At 55.2% G+C, this 16,907-nt stretch carries 21 protein-coding genes and 1 tRNA gene; 11 read left to right on the top strand and 11 right to left on the bottom strand.

Features of this window, described 5'->3' with window-relative positions; genetic code table 11:
* Positions 1-3 precede the first annotated feature (3 nt).
* The 9 genes from CKW07_RS02760 to CKW07_RS02720 form a co-directional block, all read right to left on the bottom strand.
* Positions 4-324, bottom strand: coding sequence for a hypothetical protein (locus tag CKW07_RS02760; RefSeq protein ID WP_095143459.1), 321 nt, complete (start codon positions 322-324; stop codon positions 4-6).
* Positions 325-363: 39 nt separating this feature from the next.
* The gene (locus CKW07_RS02755; RefSeq protein ID WP_095143458.1) at positions 364-1,641 is read right to left on the bottom strand and encodes a site-specific integrase; all 1,278 of its coding nucleotides are present in this window, start codon (positions 1,639-1,641) and stop codon (positions 364-366) included.
* The gene (locus tag CKW07_RS02750; RefSeq protein WP_095143608.1) at positions 1,638-1,844 is read right to left on the bottom strand and encodes a hypothetical protein; all 207 of its coding nucleotides are present in this window, start codon (positions 1,842-1,844) and stop codon (positions 1,638-1,640) included. Before CKW07_RS02750 ends, CKW07_RS02755 begins: the two co-directional genes overlap by 4 nt.
* A gap of 29 nt (positions 1,845-1,873) precedes the next feature.
* Positions 1,874-2,374, bottom strand: a complete 501-nt coding sequence (locus CKW07_RS02745) for a hypothetical protein (protein ID WP_095143457.1) — start codon at positions 2,372-2,374, stop codon at positions 1,874-1,876.
* Positions 2,374-3,165 (bottom strand): replication protein P, encoded by a 792-nt coding sequence (locus CKW07_RS02740; RefSeq protein WP_095143456.1) that lies wholly within the window; start codon positions 3,163-3,165, stop codon positions 2,374-2,376. Before CKW07_RS02740 ends, CKW07_RS02745 begins: the two co-directional genes overlap by 1 nt.
* Positions 3,165-3,941 carry a helix-turn-helix domain-containing protein gene (locus CKW07_RS02735; RefSeq protein ID WP_095143455.1) on the bottom strand — a complete coding sequence of 259 codons (777 nt, stop codon included), beginning with the start codon at positions 3,939-3,941 and terminating at the stop codon, positions 3,165-3,167. The genes CKW07_RS02740 and CKW07_RS02735 overlap by 1 nt, the downstream gene beginning before the upstream one ends.
* 11 nt (positions 3,942-3,952) lie before the next feature.
* Positions 3,953-4,615, bottom strand: coding sequence for a phage regulatory protein/antirepressor Ant (locus tag CKW07_RS02730; protein ID WP_176465266.1), 663 nt, complete (start codon positions 4,613-4,615; stop codon positions 3,953-3,955).
* A 152-nt stretch (positions 4,616-4,767) separates the two neighbouring features.
* Positions 4,768-5,190 carry a phage regulatory CII family protein gene (locus CKW07_RS02725; RefSeq protein WP_095143453.1) on the bottom strand — a complete coding sequence of 141 codons (423 nt, stop codon included), beginning with the start codon at positions 5,188-5,190 and terminating at the stop codon, positions 4,768-4,770.
* Positions 5,191-5,269: 79 nt separating this feature from the next.
* Complete coding sequence (locus tag CKW07_RS02720) at positions 5,270-5,449, bottom strand: Cro/CI family transcriptional regulator (RefSeq protein WP_095143452.1); 180 nt, start codon at positions 5,447-5,449, stop codon at positions 5,270-5,272.
* Between the two features lie 109 nt (positions 5,450-5,558).
* Between CKW07_RS02720 and CKW07_RS02715 the strand changes: the two genes are divergently transcribed.
* From CKW07_RS02715 to CKW07_RS02680, 8 genes are all read left to right on the top strand, one after another.
* A complete protein-coding gene (locus CKW07_RS02715; protein WP_095143451.1) occupies positions 5,559-6,212 on the top strand; it encodes a LexA family transcriptional regulator in 654 nt (217 codons plus the stop codon).
* Between the two features lie 329 nt (positions 6,213-6,541).
* Complete coding sequence (locus CKW07_RS02710) at positions 6,542-6,790, top strand: DUF1654 domain-containing protein (RefSeq protein WP_095143450.1); 249 nt, start codon at positions 6,542-6,544, stop codon at positions 6,788-6,790.
* 439 nt (positions 6,791-7,229) lie between these two features.
* Complete coding sequence (locus CKW07_RS02705) at positions 7,230-7,679, top strand: tellurite resistance TerB family protein (protein ID WP_095143449.1); 450 nt, start codon at positions 7,230-7,232, stop codon at positions 7,677-7,679.
* A complete protein-coding gene (locus CKW07_RS02700) occupies positions 7,676-7,879 on the top strand; it encodes a hypothetical protein (protein WP_095143448.1) in 204 nt (67 codons plus the stop codon). The genes CKW07_RS02705 and CKW07_RS02700 overlap by 4 nt, the downstream gene beginning before the upstream one ends.
* Positions 7,880-7,944: 65 nt before the next feature.
* Complete coding sequence (csrA, locus tag CKW07_RS02695; protein ID WP_095143447.1) at positions 7,945-8,124, top strand: carbon storage regulator CsrA; 180 nt, start codon at positions 7,945-7,947, stop codon at positions 8,122-8,124.
* 419 nt (positions 8,125-8,543) lie between these two features.
* On the top strand, positions 8,544-8,822 hold the full coding sequence (locus tag CKW07_RS02690) for a hypothetical protein (RefSeq protein ID WP_256577004.1): 279 nt from the start codon (positions 8,544-8,546) through the stop codon (positions 8,820-8,822).
* 204 nt (positions 8,823-9,026) lie between these two features.
* A complete protein-coding gene (locus CKW07_RS02685) occupies positions 9,027-10,997 on the top strand; it encodes an ATP-binding protein (RefSeq protein WP_095143446.1) in 1,971 nt (656 codons plus the stop codon).
* A 308-nt stretch (positions 10,998-11,305) separates the two neighbouring features.
* On the top strand, positions 11,306-11,545 hold the full coding sequence (locus CKW07_RS02680) for an AlpA family transcriptional regulator (RefSeq protein WP_095143445.1): 240 nt from the start codon (positions 11,306-11,308) through the stop codon (positions 11,543-11,545).
* Here the strand turns inward: CKW07_RS02680 and CKW07_RS02675 are convergent.
* Together CKW07_RS02675 and CKW07_RS02670 are read right to left on the bottom strand one after the other, a co-directional pair.
* Entirely contained in the window at positions 11,518-12,744 is a 1,227-nt protein-coding gene (locus CKW07_RS02675) for an integrase arm-type DNA-binding domain-containing protein (RefSeq protein WP_095143444.1), read from the bottom strand. The genes CKW07_RS02680 and CKW07_RS02675 overlap by 28 nt on opposite strands.
* Before the next feature lie 162 nt (positions 12,745-12,906).
* A tRNA-Leu gene (locus CKW07_RS02670) sits at positions 12,907-12,993 on the bottom strand.
* A gap of 1,255 nt (positions 12,994-14,248) precedes the next feature.
* Here CKW07_RS02670 and CKW07_RS02665 point away from each other — a divergent pair.
* Genes CKW07_RS02665 through CKW07_RS02655 form a run of 3 tightly spaced genes read left to right on the top strand, consistent with a single transcriptional unit; the run spans position 14,249 to position 16,751 of the window.
* A complete protein-coding gene (locus CKW07_RS02665; RefSeq protein ID WP_095143443.1) occupies positions 14,249-16,033 on the top strand; it encodes a DUF1538 domain-containing protein in 1,785 nt (594 codons plus the stop codon).
* Positions 16,030-16,392 (top strand): P-II family nitrogen regulator, encoded by a 363-nt coding sequence (locus CKW07_RS02660; protein ID WP_095143442.1) that lies wholly within the window; start codon positions 16,030-16,032, stop codon positions 16,390-16,392. Before CKW07_RS02665 ends, CKW07_RS02660 begins: the two co-directional genes overlap by 4 nt.
* Entirely contained in the window at positions 16,389-16,751 is a 363-nt protein-coding gene (locus CKW07_RS02655) for a hypothetical protein (protein ID WP_095143441.1), read from the top strand. The genes CKW07_RS02660 and CKW07_RS02655 overlap by 4 nt, the downstream gene beginning before the upstream one ends.
* Positions 16,752-16,907 lie beyond the last annotated feature (156 nt).

Genomic DNA, 16,907 nt, shown 5'->3' with positions numbered 1-16,907 from the left:
GTCTCAATCCCCTGTGTAATTTGATCCGCCGGCACCGCGACGGTTGTTCTGTTGGTAATACTCGGCCGGGCCAGGTATCGACGAGCCCTGCTGAAGCGCTTCAATTTCGCGCTGAGCCTGCTGCAATTTGAAGCTCAACTGGGTCACTAACTCGTCTGAAGAAAGCACCAACCTGCTACCCCGAATAACCCAACCTGAGCCATTGCAAGCAGTACAAATCAACTCATAAAACAGCCCTTTCACTACCGCTTTGCCCTTGCAGGTCGGGCAAGGCTCTAGCTCGATCCGCCGCCTCTTAAAGCCAAGCCCCTGCCCTGTCTGCATGTTTGAATCCTCTTGTAAGATTAATTTCTGATTTCGGCTTCAGGCCAACCAGCCTGCGGGGTCCAGGGCAACCGGCTTACTCGCGCGTCTTGCTCCTGTCTTGTCCTGCAATGCATCAAAACCCTGTGCGTCGAGCCAGCCGTGCCACCGCTCCAGGGCATTGCGCTTGACCGCCTCGCCCATTGCCTGAAAGTACGTGCGCTCCAATTCAGTCAGGGCGTGATTGAGGAGCAGCTTGCCCACCAGCGAATCGACACCGAGGTTGGCCCAGATGGAAGGCGCCAGTTTGCGCAGATCGTGACTGGTCCACTCGCCTGCCCCGAACCGGGAAAAAATGTTGAAGGCCTGGCTGCGTGACATCGGTCGCCCCGCACGTGACGTCGCTGGAAACAGGTATGCCCCGTCGTAACCATCGGCCAGTTGTCGATCTCGGTAGCGCTCAAGATAGGCCACCACTTGCGTGGTCAATGGCAACAGGTGGTCGCGCTTGGATTTGGTGTCATCGGCCGGAATGAACCATTCCCCCGCGTCCAGATGAACGTTCTTCCACTTGGCCAGACGGGTTTCGGTGATCCGGGTGGCATGGGTCAGCATCAACACCAGCAGCGTCACGGCCGCCGGGTCCGCGGCGAACGCTTCGCCCCATTCGGCCAGCAGATCCACCACGGCGACGTGTCGCAAGCGCGCACCCTTGGGCTTGATTTTGGCCTTGGTGAAGTGACTGAACGACACCCCGAGCAGTGGGTTCACGGTGATCTTTTTCAGCGTCAAGGCGGCGCCGAACACTACCTTCAGCACGTCCAATACCGATTTGACGTAGGACAGGCTGTACTCGGCCTGCATGTGCCAGATCAGGTGTCGGTCCAAGGTATCGGCATTGAGTTTGCACAAGGGCAGGTCACTCAGCGCGGGCAGGAGCTGGCAGCAGATCGCCGATAACGACGATCCCCGGCGACTTTTGGACAAGCTGTTATCGGTCTTCAGGCGCGTGGCGTACCATTCCAGCACTTGGCCGACCCGCTCCCAGCCATCCACCGTGGCTGCAGCCGTCGGATCCGCCAATAAACGGGCCTGCACCACTGGCAAGCTGTCGAGCATGACCCGCGCCGGCACGTCGGGCCAGTTGGCAGCCTTTTTCCATTTGGCGCCCTTGTCGAAACGCACCAGGTGCCAACTGCCTTTGCTGCGGTCGTGACGGTAACGAAAACGCAGTGGATGCCGCTGATCCTTCAGCTCGGTAATGGTCGGGTTGCTGGCATGCTGTTTGATGACGGCATCGGACAGTTTCACCGTCAGGGTTTTCAAAGGAGCAGTCATTGCTCATCACCCTTGCTAAGCCGATCGATCACTTCATATGTCGAGGGCCACATCCAAGCGCCGTAGCGTTCGGCCATTGCTCGGTCAGCGAACAGCACCATTGAGTGATCAGGGGTGCTGCCCAGATCCATCTTGAATGAGCAACAGAACACGGCGAACCGGTAGTCCGCCGGATCCGGAACAGCGAAAAGGCGACCGGATATCTTCGAGCTGATCACCATGCGTTTGCCCATTAGCTCCCCCTCAGCAGAGATTGCAGCAGCTTGAATTTTTCGAGTGATTCAGCATTGGTCTCACGCTCTGCCTCGACGGAAAGCGCCACTTCTTCAATGCGCGCCGCCAGCTTTTTCATCCGCTGTCCGACCTCCTCGGCAAAGCTGATGACCTCGCCAGAAAGCATCGCCAATGTATCCAGGGCACTGGCATCGGGTTTCTTGATGGCAACGACGGCCGGCTTGGTTTCTTTCGACATGCTCTGCTCTCTCGGGGATTTGATGGTGATGGCGGTACGCTGGAAGTGACCGTTAACGGGTTCGCGAATGAGACCAGCTTCCTTCAGTTCGCCAAGGCCCCGACGTATGGCCGGGAACTGGGCACCCGTGGCCTCGGCAACCATCAGCGAATTGAAAATATCGTGAGCACTCCAACGCTCCTGGATTGGCACAACTTGGAACACTTTGCGGGCGAGCGATGATTGCCCGGCGAGCATGTTTTGTTGCTTGGCTGCATTCATCAGAAGCCACCTGTTGGATTGAGTGGATTAGGGCGCGAGGCTTCTTGCTGCTCGCGTTTACCGGCGCAATTGACAAAGCGAGCCAGCAACTGGGCGCGGGCAACCTTGCCGTCAAGCGGGATCGACTGCTGCGACATCGTCATCAACAACCGCGCGTCGCCGTACTCTTCCGCCAGCTGTGTCTCGAGCTTCTGCGAGTCGTGGCCGATGCCCACCGCGATGTCTTCGAGCGGCAGTCCGCTGACCAACATCCGGATGGTGATGTCATAGGCGCGGTCGAAGACCTTGCTGGCCTTCTCCGACACCAGGCTGTTTAGGTTGTGCATCTCGCATTGAAGCGCGGCATGACGTACAGCCGGGTGCGACCACACGCGGGACAGCGCTCGGCTCGGGTCCAAGTTGACCAACGCCTCACGGAAGGCCTTATCGTGCGATGGAATGCCCAACATCTCAGGCGTTGGCTGACACCACTTCACAAACTTGCCGACACTCGGTGCGAAATCGCCACCGTGTTGTCGGCAGTTCCGCAAGCCGTACCGAATCTGCTCGAGGGTATTGATCCCGGCGACGATGAAAGCCTTGATCCAGCTGCGTTTCGCAGCCCGTAGGGCTTCATCATCGGGCCAGGCCTGTTTCCACGCGGGGAAGATCGCCTGCAACTCCTTGAACAGCGCGTTCACGACGTCGGTGGTACCAGGCGGCAATTGCTTCGGTTGAACCAGCGCAACGGGCGGCAGGTTCCCCATCTTGCTCAGCAGTTGATTGGCGCTACGCGGCGCTTTCACCTCCATCACAAGTCCCCCAGATCATCAGCCCAGGTGGAGTCATCAAAATCAGGGGATACCGATTGATTGGAAGCATCTTTGACCTGCTCACGCTTGACCCAACGAGTCAGGCGAAAACACCAACCGGGCGCGCTGTCGACGGTCGTTGGCTTGGCGACGAAGAAGCCCTTGAAGTCAGCGAGCAAGTCATTGGTGACCGAATCGCCAGGCAAGCCCGCAATCGTGAGCTGATCAGCCAGTGCTCTCTCACTCGGCGCCCAGGTGGCGAACATGGCAAAGCGCTGACGGTCATCCGGAGGAGCGATGGCGGCCTGGTCCTGCTCGGCAATCACATCGGAAATCTCGCGCTGCAGCTGCTGTTCGGTTACTTGATGGTTAATTGACGTATTGGGTGCAGCCGCTGCACCCCGTTCTGTCTCAGGCTGCACCCCGTTCTGTTGTGAGTTGCACCCCGTGGCGTCATCTGCACCCCGTTTTGTACGGGGTGCAGGATTTGCACCCCGCGATAACTGAAGGTCATAAACGACTGGTCGGCGGTCATGACGATCGATGTGTACCGCAGCAATCGCTTGGTTGCCCTTCTGGATCAGACCGACCTTCTCCAGATCGTCCAGCTTGTAGCGAACGGTACGCTCGGACAGGCCGGTGTCTTGAGCCAAGGTCGAGGCAGATGGAAACGCACCTGCGCCGTTGGAACCGGCGTAGTTGGCCAGGCACAGCAGCACATGCCGTGCGCTGGAGTCTTTCAGTGATTCGATGGACAGAGAGAGTGCCCAGGACATTGCTTGAACACTCACAGCGAGGCTCCGATATTAATTTCAGCCAAGCGGGCAAGGCCTTTGGGAGTGACCATAGGATCGAAGGCAGCACGTTCGATCCCGGTCTCACGGTCAGGTATCAAGGCCGTCACCTTGTGGGTCATGTAGCCGGAGGTGATACGAGGTTGATAGGCAACCCAACGCTTGGAGCCTTTGCGGCGGAAGATCCAACGATGCTGCTCAAGCCAGGAGAACAATTTGGTCGGCGGGATGTGCAGTTGCTTGGCGGTGTCCGTGATACAGATCGCCCCGCCAGACGCAGCCAAGCGTTTGATGGCCGCAATTTTTGGCGCCTGATCGAGAATGACCAGACGCAGTGATTGGTTGTCCTTGGCCTGATCGGCAGCGGCCTGCAATGCCTCGGCATAAGTCGCTGGAATCTGGAACTGCCCTGCCTGGGCTTCCAGTTCCTGCCAGCGGTCAATGATCCGCGCGCGCAGCTCGACGCTGTAACCCGAGACCACCACTAGGGTGTCACGCTGAGACAACAGGAACTCGTGGTAGATCTGGCCGTTTTGTGGGTGGACATAGGGGGTGTCGTTTGAAGAAACGACACCCTTCGCAACCAGCGCCCGGACGGTTTTCAGAACGTTGTCATGCGTGCTGCCGGTGAGTTCGGCAATCTCGCGTGACGACATGGTGTGAAGTGACACGTTTTCGCATTGCTCGAATCGTGTCACGACATCTGGGGTATTGCTGGGGGTGGCGTGGTTATGCATAATCAACTCCAGTACGTTTTACCGCTGTTGAAGAAGCCGACCTCGACCGTCGGCTTTTTTGTGCCTGCGATTTAGGCAGCCTTGAGCGACTCGCGGAGAATCTGGAGCGCATCGATTGCTTCAAGAATTGCTTTCTCACCTTGGGCCTTTTCGTGCTGGCTGATGTGGTTGTCCTCGGCAGCATCAAAGATCAACCGGCCAACATCTCCGCACTCAGCAGAAAGATGCCCAAGAGCAACCATCAGAGGCTTGGCCGGCGGCTTCTCGCGAAACACCAGGTCAAAGCAGAACTCGTCGGCCAGCGCAGCAAGTGGGCGCATGTCGCTCGAATGCAGCAACAGCGCATAGAGATGTTTAACGTTCATCCAGTGGCCATCGTTGTCTGGATTCGCTCGCTGAAGCAGGCTTACGGGCGGCATATTCATCAGGGTTGCAAGCTTCTTGGTGTCAGCGTCCTTGACTACGTCGTGACAGGCCCTCAAGAAATCTTCCATTCGTAAAACCTCGATCTTGTTTCCGTGGCGCTCTGCAGGTGCAGAGGCGATCATTTGTTCAGTGGATGGCAAGGAAACGTCAGGTAGCTTGCGACCTACGCTTAGCCTTGAATTTCCCCTTCGAAAGCACCTGAATCTGGTACTGCCGAGACTCAGGAACGGTTTCTCCCCACATAGTCACGGCGCTTGGACGAATACCCAGTGCAGCTGCCAGCTTTGTCTTACTACCGAAAAATTCGGCGACCTCATGCGTGTTCATTGCGCAACCTCACTCAAGCTTGCCGTAATTTCAGCATGCTTAATTTAATGAGTCAACGCAGATTTACACCTACTGCATGCTTAAATTCAGTTAACTTAATATTGAGTCCATGGAAAGACATGAACGTATTGCCCGAGCCATCGCGCTCAGCGGGAAAAAGAAGGGCGAAATTGCAGCCTTATGCGGCGTTGCAAATTCAGCCGTTACTCAGTGGATCTCTGGCGAAAGCAAAAGCCTGAGGCCTGAGAATCTCTACGCTCTGGCAAAAGCAACCGGCTTTAGGGCTGAGTGGCTTGCTATCGGCGAGGGAAGTGAAACAGAGGCGTACGAGTCCAACGTCGCCTCCACTCGCCAGCCCATCGAATCGTTCCGTTACCCTGTGATCAGTTGGGTTGCAGCAGGTGCATGGGCCGAAGCAGTCGAGCCCTTTCCGCCTGGTTTCTCCGATCGTTATGAACTCTCGGATTACAACTCAAAAGGACCGGCATTCTGGCTTGAGGTCAAGGGTGACTCGATGACATCACCTGTCGGGACTAGCATCACTGAAGGAACCCTGATCCTGGTTGATACCGAGGCTGATGTTCAATCCGGGAAGTTGGTGATTGCCAAACTGGCTGACAGTGACCAGGCCACGTTCAAAAAGCTCGTAGATGATGGTGGTCGACGCTACTTGAAGCCGTTAAACCCTGCCTACCCCACCGAGATGTGCGCGGAGAACTGTCGGATAGTCGGTGTTGTGGTCAGAGCATTACAAAAACTGTAGTCATCGGGATTTTCATATCAACACTGTCATGCCGTCGTCACACCTGATATGCACAATACAGTCAGCCAAAGGGATTTGGCCCCGTCTATAAAGAGCCCGCCATGCGTGGGCTTTTTCGTATCTAAGACATCCTTTCACGAGTCACCTAAGGATGAAGCGCTCCCTACTCCTTTCACAACGTTCATAAGCCCGCCGTGTGTGGGCTTTCTTTTACTCACAAAAAATATGAAAGAGCTTTTTCAGGTCTTCTGAGAAAAATCAATGTCGCTTGTCAGATTTTTGACATCCTGAGCCTTTGTTTTCAAACGCTAAAAACAAGGAACACTACAATGCGGCGCCCTCCTCCTCAAAGCCCAGCTGAGACCTCATATGAGCTTGTACGTCGACGAATCCAACGTCTGATCTCTGCACCGCATGCACAGAAAACTCAATCCATCGTCATAACCAGGCTAGAGATAGAGTCTGCTGATGCATGGCTGCTGGTTCTGCAAGAGATAGAAGAAACCGATGGGATCTGCATTGATCGCCTTGAGAGCGGGGCCGTCCGGATTGGGTGGCGAGAGTACTGCGAAGCATGATTAGAGCCCGCCATTGAGCGGGCTTTTTTTTGCTCCACACATTCAGCATTCTGAAATTTGAGTTAAGCATGCTTGACATAAATATTTCAGCTTGCTTAAATTAATCCCACGCCACGACAACAATGGCCCAGCAGCGAAAGCCGCGCCGCTCTTTAACAATCTGCGCCATACACGATTACTCGGCGATTCGCTGGGAGGTCAGCCCCGGCCACACCTGTGGGGCGAGAGAAAGTCAGGTGAGCAAAAACGCGCTGCCACTACTGGCGACCAGCGACAGACAGGTACGAAAGCCTGCCAACGGTGGGATACCCCATCCGGCTGTCGAGGTGTTGACCGAACTGGCGAATGACCCGGTAAGCGGCACGAGCAATTGGAACATTTCACTTCTGCACCTGGTGACGGGTGCAGCGGGAAATCACCCACGCAATTAGGAAACACCATGTTCGGTATGAAAAAGCTCTTCGGTAAACAAGTCGGCAACGCTCAGGCCGAAATGAAGAAAGTCGTTAACCGCGACTTGATGCAGGCCATTGTCGGTGGCGGCTTACTGGTCGCCGCTGCTGATGGTGAGATTGAAGCCAGTGAGGTTTCCAAGCTCGACGAACTGATTCGCTCCAACCCAAATTTGACGCACTTCGGCAGCGAGATCACCGAGACCATCAATCGCTTCACCGGTCAGTTGAACGCCAACTTCCAGGTAGGTCGGCTGGCAATCAAGCGTGAACTGGCCGACATCAAAAACGTTCCGGCCGACGCGGAGGAAGCCTTCGTAAACATTCTGGCCGTAGCTCAGGCCGACGGAGAGATCGAGGCCGCAGAGATGGTGGTGCTGAAAGAGATAGGCATGCACTTCGGACTTCGCCTAGCTGACTACGGTATCGAGGCGTGAAGTACGCAACAAAGCTTCTGCTGATCCTGTTGGTGCTGATCGTGGGCTGCATGCTGCTGAGCAGTCTGGCCTCTCGGGCCACTTGCTCCTACTACGGGTTCCAGACTGATCGAGAGACCCGCTACGCGGCCTTTGTTGGCTGCATGGTCAAGGTCGACGGCGCGTGGTTCCCGCGCAATGAAATCCGCGTAATGCAGTGACGTTTCACTGATGCCGCTTCTTGCAAGGCGACATTGGGAAACCAACTAACGCAAGGAAATGGACAATGCTGATTTTGACTCGTAAAGCAGGCGAAAGCATCAACATCGGTAACGACATCACGATCACTGTGCTGGGTGTGAGTGGCAAACAGGTACGCATCGGAACAAGCGCACCCAAAGATGTCTCGGTGCATCGAGACGAGATCACGCAGCGCATTCAGGCGGGCTTGTCGAAGCCCCAGTAACGAATCAACCAACGCCATACGACAGCCTGTCGCTAACTGCCTGAGCACCTGGTCCTCCTCAGCACCAGGCCGCATCGGGAAGCGTTCTTCACGTTGTTGCTATTCCCAGGTGTGCCGGTGGCAAGACAGAACGCTTCACCGATGCGGATGAGCACACACCGGTCCAGCACCGGCCACCTGCATTGTTCAACCAACCCAACACGGAGGATTGGCAGCCATGTAACCAATACCGCAGCCCGCCCAATGGCGGCACCAGCGCTCACATAGGTAGGTCTGTGTGACGCACAAAGAAAAGCCCGGGAACCCTCGGGCTTTTTACGCCTGCTTTTATCCGTCAGCACTCCCTTCTGCCCCCAACGGCAACCAGCAGGAGATCCGAGTGCTGACGAATACACGCAACCCACACCTAGGGATCAGCCATGCAAATGCACCCACCGCTGCAACAACACCGGGACGTCCTTGGCGCACTTATGATTCGCCCCCATGCCTCTCTCGAAGAGTTCGCTCGACTCGGCAACCTGGTAATGCCTGAAAAGCGCGTGCGCTTCCAGGTGATGAACAAAGGGCCAAAGGCGTACCACATCGTTGACCTGGTCACAGGCAAGACCCATGCATTTCGCTGGTCGTACAAATCGGCAGTCGATATCGCCATCCAGTTCGAGGAAAAAGCCCACCTCACCAACCTAGCCCAGCCCTGATGGATGCCTCTGTTATGACTGTCTGCGCCCTGATACACAGATCCAGGCCTAGACAGATCGAGTAGCACCTGCGCGTCCATTCAGACGGTGAAGAAGAATTTCCATAGCAGGGAGTCAAGCGTTTGGCTTATAAATGGAGTATGGATATCAAATGCACGTGGCTGAAATGCACTATTTTTAGCTAAAAATGACAAAGGACTTATCATGACATTCAAATCTTTCGACCCTCTTGAGTTTAAGAATACTGCTGTAAACGAAGCCGCCTTAGGTGCATTAAAGCGCGAGATAGAAAACATCCTCAGTTCGTATGTTGGATGGTACGACCCTTTCTGTGAACTTATCCAGAACTCACTTGACGCCGTAGAAGCTCGAAATTCACTAGAGCAATCCTCAGGCTCACTAGCGTTCTACACACCTAAAATAAACATAATTATCGACTTGGACGAAAACACCTTAACTGTTTCAGATAACGGCATAGGACTCGACAAAGAGAAATTTGAGCAATTTTTAGCACCCAACTTCTCCTTCAAATCAGGCAATACTCGCGGACATAAAGGCGTTGGCGCTACCTACGTAGCATACGGTTTCAACTTTATGCGCATTTCCACAAAGGTTCCTGACTTCAAGGCATCCGGCAGAATAGTAAACGCTAGAAACTGGATAAAAAGTAGCGTTGCAGGCGCCAACCCAAAAGTTGAACCTATTAGCACCGCAGAAGTAGATTCTGAGTTCACCAACTTCGACAGAGGCGTTTCAATAAATGTAAGATTCGACGAAACGACTCACCCAAAAAAATTAAACTGGATTAAAACAGAGACTGCAGAGCAGTGGTTTAAGATACTTTCTATAAAAACCGGCTTAGGCTCAGTGCGCAAAGACCACACTGTCATAACAACAGTACATGTTATTTCAAATAGTATCACCACAACGCATGAATCCCAAGGCACTGGTTACTTGTGGCTTCATGACACTGCCGGCAAGAACGCAGAGATCCGTACACTCATTGATGCATCAGAAAAGAATTTTGCGAAATTTGGCGCAAGTAAAAAACTGCCTGACAGATATCGCAATCTAGACTTTATGTACGACTCCTGGTCTTCAGATGAAATAATAAAAATCCTTCATGGAAAACTCGATGAAGAAGAGCTAATTGTACTGGACCGACATTCCCCTACCGTAAGTGTAGAATTTGGCTCCACAACTAAGCTATGGCAGCAATTTAATGATTCTCTTGGATTGAGAAACGGGTACAGAGTACTTAATGCAGGAATACAGCTTGCAGCCAATAACATGCCTCAGGGCGAAACGTTAATCGTCCCATTGAAACGGTATGTAGGCAGACAGAACCAAGTTCATTTTTTAATACATTTCGACAATTACACGCCTGACCTAGGAAGAAAGGGTTTTCACAGAGAGCTTTCAGACTTCTCAAAAAGCGTAAGTCAGAAACTGATGGAAAATCACCTATCGAAACTCTATAGCCTGATGAAGCCAAATACAGGAGTTGCGCCAGATTTCATTAGAGAAATGAAAGTGAGCAACTGGAAAAAGGATATGCTTGGACATGAAGCAGCTGAGCCATTGCAACTAACAAACAAGCATTTCTTTCTTCCAGTAGAACGGGTATCCATAACTTCAAACCCGACCAGAGAACAGGATGTAATTGCATTATTTCACCAATTGATCGCAGGAGGGGTAATTAGAGGCCTGCGCATAATGTCCACAAACGAAAGATTTACTTATGACGGGCTCTTTAAAATATGTCTCGACCTCAAGAAAGAATTATATATTTATGACGAAGAATCTAATCCACTAGGAATCCCAGAAGAGACTGCTGAAGTTTTATTCGGCATAACCACCGACCCTAAAGTCCTTGAATACAAATTCAGCCTTGACGGTCTGATCGAAGATTTCGACAGCAACGAAAAATACATAAAGGACATTGATCTCTGCATTGCCTGGGAAACAGGAAACTTATACGCAGAAAAATACGGAATAACTTCTCTTCTTATATCTGACAATGCCTCGCAACGCCAATATCATGGCGTAACGCACGTTCTCCAAGATCTGGAAACCGGTGCGCGACACTGCGACTTAATAATTCTCAGCGAATTAATAAAGCATCTGAACAACCCGGCCGAATCAGAACTCGAGCAGGTACAGAAATATGAATAGCTAACTTTACTCCAATCAATCTGTATCCGACTGGCCAATAAAGCCAGTCGTTTATCTCCGACAATCGAACATACGCAGAAAATTTGCTCACTCTTTTACTGCTCGCTGAACCATATCATCTGCGGGTCTCAACTATCCGCTCAACGTCAGCGGCGTCGGCAATGACACCAAAAAGGCAGCCACTTGTATTTCCACGCCATTGCACTTGCCGGGTCGTTCAAACCAAGATCATCCTCTGCGCTGACTTCCAGCGCCGCGAGCAACCACTCCCCCCACCTTCTGCCGCCACGCGCGACACGGAATATCAAATGAATACTGAAAGAAATGAAGACTTCATCGAGTACATCCGCCTGCCAGAAGTACGCCGCATCTCCGGGCTCAGCACGGCGTCCATTTACCGTATGGCGACCAGCGGAAAATTTCCGCGTCAGGCCAAGATTGGTGATAAGGCAGTCGCCTGGATTCGTTCGGAAGTCACGCAATGGGCAGCCAGTCGTGCAGCTGCCCGCGAGCAGAATGGTTACCTCCCCTCTAGCTTGTCCAGATAATCGGCCCAGTCCTGCATCATCCCCCGTCGCTGCTCGACGTATTCCGCGTGGTTGTACGTCTTCCGCACTTTGCTCGAGCTCGCATGCGACAACTGCGCCTCGATCCAGTCCTCGTTGTAACCCATCTCGTTCAAGGCCGTTGAGATTGTGGCGCGGATACCGTGCCCGGTCAGTCTGCCTTCATACCCCATGCGCTTCAGGGCCATATTGACTGTACCGTCGCTGATCGGCTTGCCCGGGTCACTCCGGCCCGGGATCAGCAGTTTGTATCGGCCAGTCATCTCATGGACCTGACGTACCTCTTCAGCCGCCTGCCGCGACAGTGGCACCAGATAGGCCGGCACCTTATCCCCCCCTTTTGCCCTGATCACCTTTTGTAGCTGTTTCACGCCTTCGGCCGGAATAGTCCAAAGCGCGTCATCAAGATTGAACTGACTCCAGGTTGCATTACGCAGTTCACCGGTGCGCACCCCGGTCAGAAGCAGAATGCGGATCGCGCTCTTCGTGTAGGCAGCCCCATTGAATTGGCGAAGTGCCACAAGGAAGTCTTTCAGCTCTGCCTGTCGAAGCATCGGATTGTGCTTCTCCGGTGGCTCTTTGACCGCAACGATATCCAGGTCGGAGGCAGGATTGGTTTCAATGTAGTCGGAAGCGATGGCGAACCTGAAAATCTCATTGAGCCATGAACGACACTTTCGTGCCACGTTCAGTGCGCCGCGTGCCTCGACTCGACGCATGGCACTTAGTACATCAGCGCGTTTCACATCGGCCACCGGGATTTTGCCAAGCACCGGGATCAGATCCTTGTCCAGATACATGCGCGACTGAGTAGCGCCACCTTTTTTGGCCGTCAGCATGCGTGGCGCCTTGAAGGCGTACCATTCGTTGGCCACCACCTCGAAGGTCTTCACCGCGCCAGTTATGGCTGCACGCTTCTCTTCACGGCGCTGCGAACGAGGATCTATACCCTTTGCAATGAGCGCGCGGGCCTGGTCCCGGCGTTCGCGGGCTTCTTTCAGGGATATTTCGGGGTAGGTGCCCAGAGATATACGCGGTTGCTGTCCATGCCATGAGAATCGGAAGTGCCACGCTTTCGAGCCTTTGACGGCTACGAACAAGGACAATCCAGCGGTATCGCTGACGCTGTAATCCTTCTCTTTGGGCTTTGCTTGCCTGACAGCTGTATCAGTGAGGGGCATTAGTACATAACCATGGCAGTCGAATTCAGATGTGCTGAGCAATGTACTAAAAAAATCGAGAAGGTGTGCTAAATGATGGAGGGAGGCAATAACGAAAAAGCCCCGCTAGGCCAATGCCTGCGGGGCTTTTGAGAAGGTCTGGTATAACCTTGGAAGCGTAAATGGTGCCCGAAGCCGGAATCGAACCGGCACGCCCTTACGAGCGGGGGATTTTAAGTCCCATGCGTCTACCAGTTTCGCCATTCGGGCGGTAGCGCGGTGAAGCGTTCACGACGATCTGATGCAAACCCGTCGTTTTTGCCACTATCGCGGCAGGGGGAGAAATATATACAGCCATCCCCTGCTAAGCAAGTTCGTCGAGGCTAATTTCAAGACAAAACCTTGCAACGCAATCGAAACAAAAAAGCTCTGTAGATCATGGATCTGCAGAGCTTTCTACAGGGTCGGCCGAGGTCGCGAACGATCCGGCTATAACGCCCTGAATTTCAATAGGTTAGCATGCACACTGTTATGCAAGCCACTGATTTTTAAAGGTCTGATCCCCTGGAGTACCAGGGTTGAGGGGTGCCGAAGCGGCTCTTGCCCTCTTCCGGTCAAACCGGAGAAATGGTGGCGAGTACACCAATCAGGATGGTTAACGCCAGAAATCCACCCAGAAACACGGCCATCTTCAACATGTGGTCTCCACCCTCTTCAGTCTGCGGTCATGGCGTTATTGTGCGGCGCGGACGGTGTTCGTTACAGCAGCAGAAAGCAACGAAAAATACGGATCAGAATCACCCCTTGAGCGTGCCGGGCAGGCGCCCTCCTGCCCCGACCTGGCGCGGGGCATCCGGCGCCAGGTCGGGGATCAGTGGGTACAGAAGCCTCCAGGTCCCGGGATTACGTGAGGTCGAATCGATCGAGGCTCATCACCTCACCCAGTGGGTTTTCAGGCCCTATTTCACGCGGCCTGTAGCGGTATCGCTCGAACCCATTGGGGCCTGAATGGCCCCAGTGGGCTGTGCAATGCCAGCTTTATGACAACATTGCCAGCCATCACAGGCGTTCTTCCGAGCGTACAAAGCCCCCATCTGCTCTGTCCCACGCGGCTACGCTGAAAACTCCACGGCGGATATGCGAGGTCAGACTCAGGCCTGCTCCCTTCCCTGTTATTCAAGATCAACGAAAATCAGCTCGCCCTGGAAGCGGCCTTCATGGAACTCACGCTCTGGATCGCGCCCAGGTTGCCGAAAACGTTCGTGGCGCCCTGGTCACGATTGACCTGAATGAGTGGTATCCGCCCTTCCCGCCAGCAGGGAAAAGGACAAAACTCCCCTCGAATGCCTGCGAAAGCAGGGGTGATAGATCAATCAACATCATGACTAAAGTCATCACGTTGCTTGCCGAGGGCAGGCAAAATCCTACGCGACAGGAAAAGAAAACAGGCTTTTAGCCAGAATCGCGACAATGCGAGACCGCCTGTTGATCGTACACCGGTAGATCAACCTCAACAGATGACCCTATGAAAGACCCCATTCGCTACGCCGACTACATGCACATGATCGGAGCCGGTCGCCGCGAAATACCCATGCGTGAACTGGTATCCGCACCGGTTCGCGATGTCGATGGCCGCTGGCAGGCCGCGCCCCACAAAGCTGCGAAATTGCGCGGAGACGAGATCGCCGCCATCCTCAAGCCCTATATCAATGTCCGGCTGATGGCGCAGCTTCGCGCCGTGGTGCCGCTGGCCCTGTACCTGGTGTTGTTTCAGATCATCATCCTGCGCCAGTTGGTGGAGGACTCGCTGCTTGTCACGGGCGGGCTGTTCGCCGTGATCGTCGGCCTGATGCTGTTCATGGAAGGGCTGAAACTCGGCCTGATGCCATTCGGCGAAATCATCGGCAGCAACCTTCCGCGCAAGTTATCCCTGCCTGTGGTGTTGCTGGTTACCCTGCTGCTGGGCATCGGGGTGACGTTCGCCGAGCCCGCTATCGGCGCGCTGCGCGCCGCTGGGCAGAACGTTTCTGCGCAGCACGCGCCCTACCTCTGGGCGATACTCAATCAGTGGACCAGCGAACTGGTCCTGGTTGTGGGGGCCAGCGTCGGCCTGGCCGCTGTAGCCGGCACGCTCCGCTTCCTCTACGGCTGGAGCCTGAAGCCGTTGATCTATTTATCGCTGGCGCCCGTTCTGCTGCTGACGGTGTATATGAGCAGTGACCCTGAGCTGGCAAAGGTTATTGGCCTGGCCTGGGATGCTGGCGCGGTCACCACCGGGCCGGTCACTGTACCGCTGGTCCTGGCGTTGGGCATCGGCATCGCGGCTGCCGCAGGCAAGGGCGGCTCCGGGCTGTCCGGGTTCGGTGTTGTCACCCTGGCCTCGCTGTTTCCCGTCATCGGGGTTATGGCGCTGGGCCTGTACGTGGCGGCTATCTCCTCGCCGGCGGAAATCATCGCCGCGGCGCAGGCCGCTACCGACGCCGGACAACAGGCTGCGCACTGGCACAGGGTCAGCCCCGGACTGGAGATTGTTTCGGGGCTACGGGCCATTGTGCCTTTGGTGGTATTCCTACTGATCGTGCTCAAACTGCTGCTGCGCCAGAGCCTGCCGCGGCGCGGTGAGATCTTGCTCGGTATCGCCCTGACCGTGGTGGGCATGTGCGTGTTCAATCTCGGGCTGACCTACGGTCTGTCGAAGCTGGGAGGGAGTGCCGGTTCGCTGATTCCGACGGCCTTCATGCAGACTCCCGGCTCGGACGACTCCCCGCTCTATAGGTATCAGGTGGGGCTGGTACTGGCCTTGGCCTTCGCCTGGGTGCTCGGGTACGGCGCGACCGTCGCCGAACCCGCGCTGAATGCGCTCGGCGTCACCGCAGAGACCCTGACCAACGGCTTTATCCGCAAGCGCAGCCTGATACGTGCGGTATCGATAGGCGTCGCCTGCGGTATTGCCGTGGGTGTGGCCAAGCTGGTATTCGGCCTGCCACTGGTCTGGCTGGTGGTGCCGTCCTACCTATTCGCTGTGGTACTGACGGTTTTTTCCACCGAAGAGTTTGTCAATGTGGCTTGGGACAGTGCGGGTGTCACCACGGGGCCAATCACCGTGCCGCTCGTTCTGGCCATGGGGCTGGGACTGGGCAATGCCACCAACGCAGTCGAGGGTTTCGGAATACTTTGTATGGCATCCGTCGGCCCCGTGATCACCGTCATGCTCCTCGGACAGTGGGCGCGTTTCCAGTTGTGGAGACAGGCAAAGGCCGTCACGAAACAGCCTGCGAATCAATTATTGGGCACGGGAGAAGCGGGATGAAAGCTGAAGGCATTACCTACCTTACTGACGTTGCACTGATCACCTGCATTGTCCCCGTCGGGCGCGCAGACCTGGTGATCCGTGCGGCCCAGGGCATGGGCGCGCCAGGCGCCATTGTCTACCACGCCAACGGGCTTGGCCCCCGTGAGCGGCACGGCCTGCTCAGCATCGCCATCGATGCGGAGAAAGAAGTGGTCAGCCTGCTGGTCGCTACCGACTACCAGGACGCGGTACTCGAGGCCATCTATCACGCGGCCAACCTGGATGTTCCCGGTGCGGGCATGATCTATACGACACCGGTGGAAAAAGTGGCCACCTACATCCCCCGGGAAATGCTGGAACAGGGGAATGCCTCGTGAGCGTGCCGGTTGCGGGTATACCGGGCGGGGCTGCAAAACTCATTACCTGCGTGTTGCCCGACGATGGCACGGAACGCAGGCTGTTGCTGCTGTTGCGAGAGGCGCATGGCATTACGCGCGCGGACAGCGTCAGTTGCCGCGGTGTAGCCGTACTGCAGGCCGCCAAGGCGCCCCGCAACGAAGTGCCAGAAGCGGTGCTCTCCCGGGTGGTCAACGTGGTGGTGGATGACGCCCAGGCCGAAGCGGTGTTCGACTTCATCTGTGCAAACGCCGGGCTAACCGGGCCAGGCAGAGGCTTGGTGTACATGGTTGCGTTGAATTTCGCGACGCCACTGGCGATGCCCGCGGGCGTAACGTAAGAGCCCGCCGCGCGAGGCGCTTATTCAGCAAAAAGCTTCGACTTGGCTGGCGGGTGCAGGATCTTCATGAGTCCAGTCATCGGGAAGCCATGGGAGCACGCAGGACAAATTTACAAAATTGCCTGGGTACCGGCAATGAAGAAGTCAGGGGTCCGA

It is taken from the genome of Pseudomonas sp. Irchel s3b6, from assembly GCF_900187415.1.
In the GTDB taxonomy this organism is placed as follows: domain Bacteria; phylum Pseudomonadota; class Gammaproteobacteria; order Pseudomonadales; family Pseudomonadaceae; genus Aquipseudomonas.
Note: the sequence above shows the minus strand (reverse complement) of the source record. Positions and strands in the feature narration are given on the sequence as shown.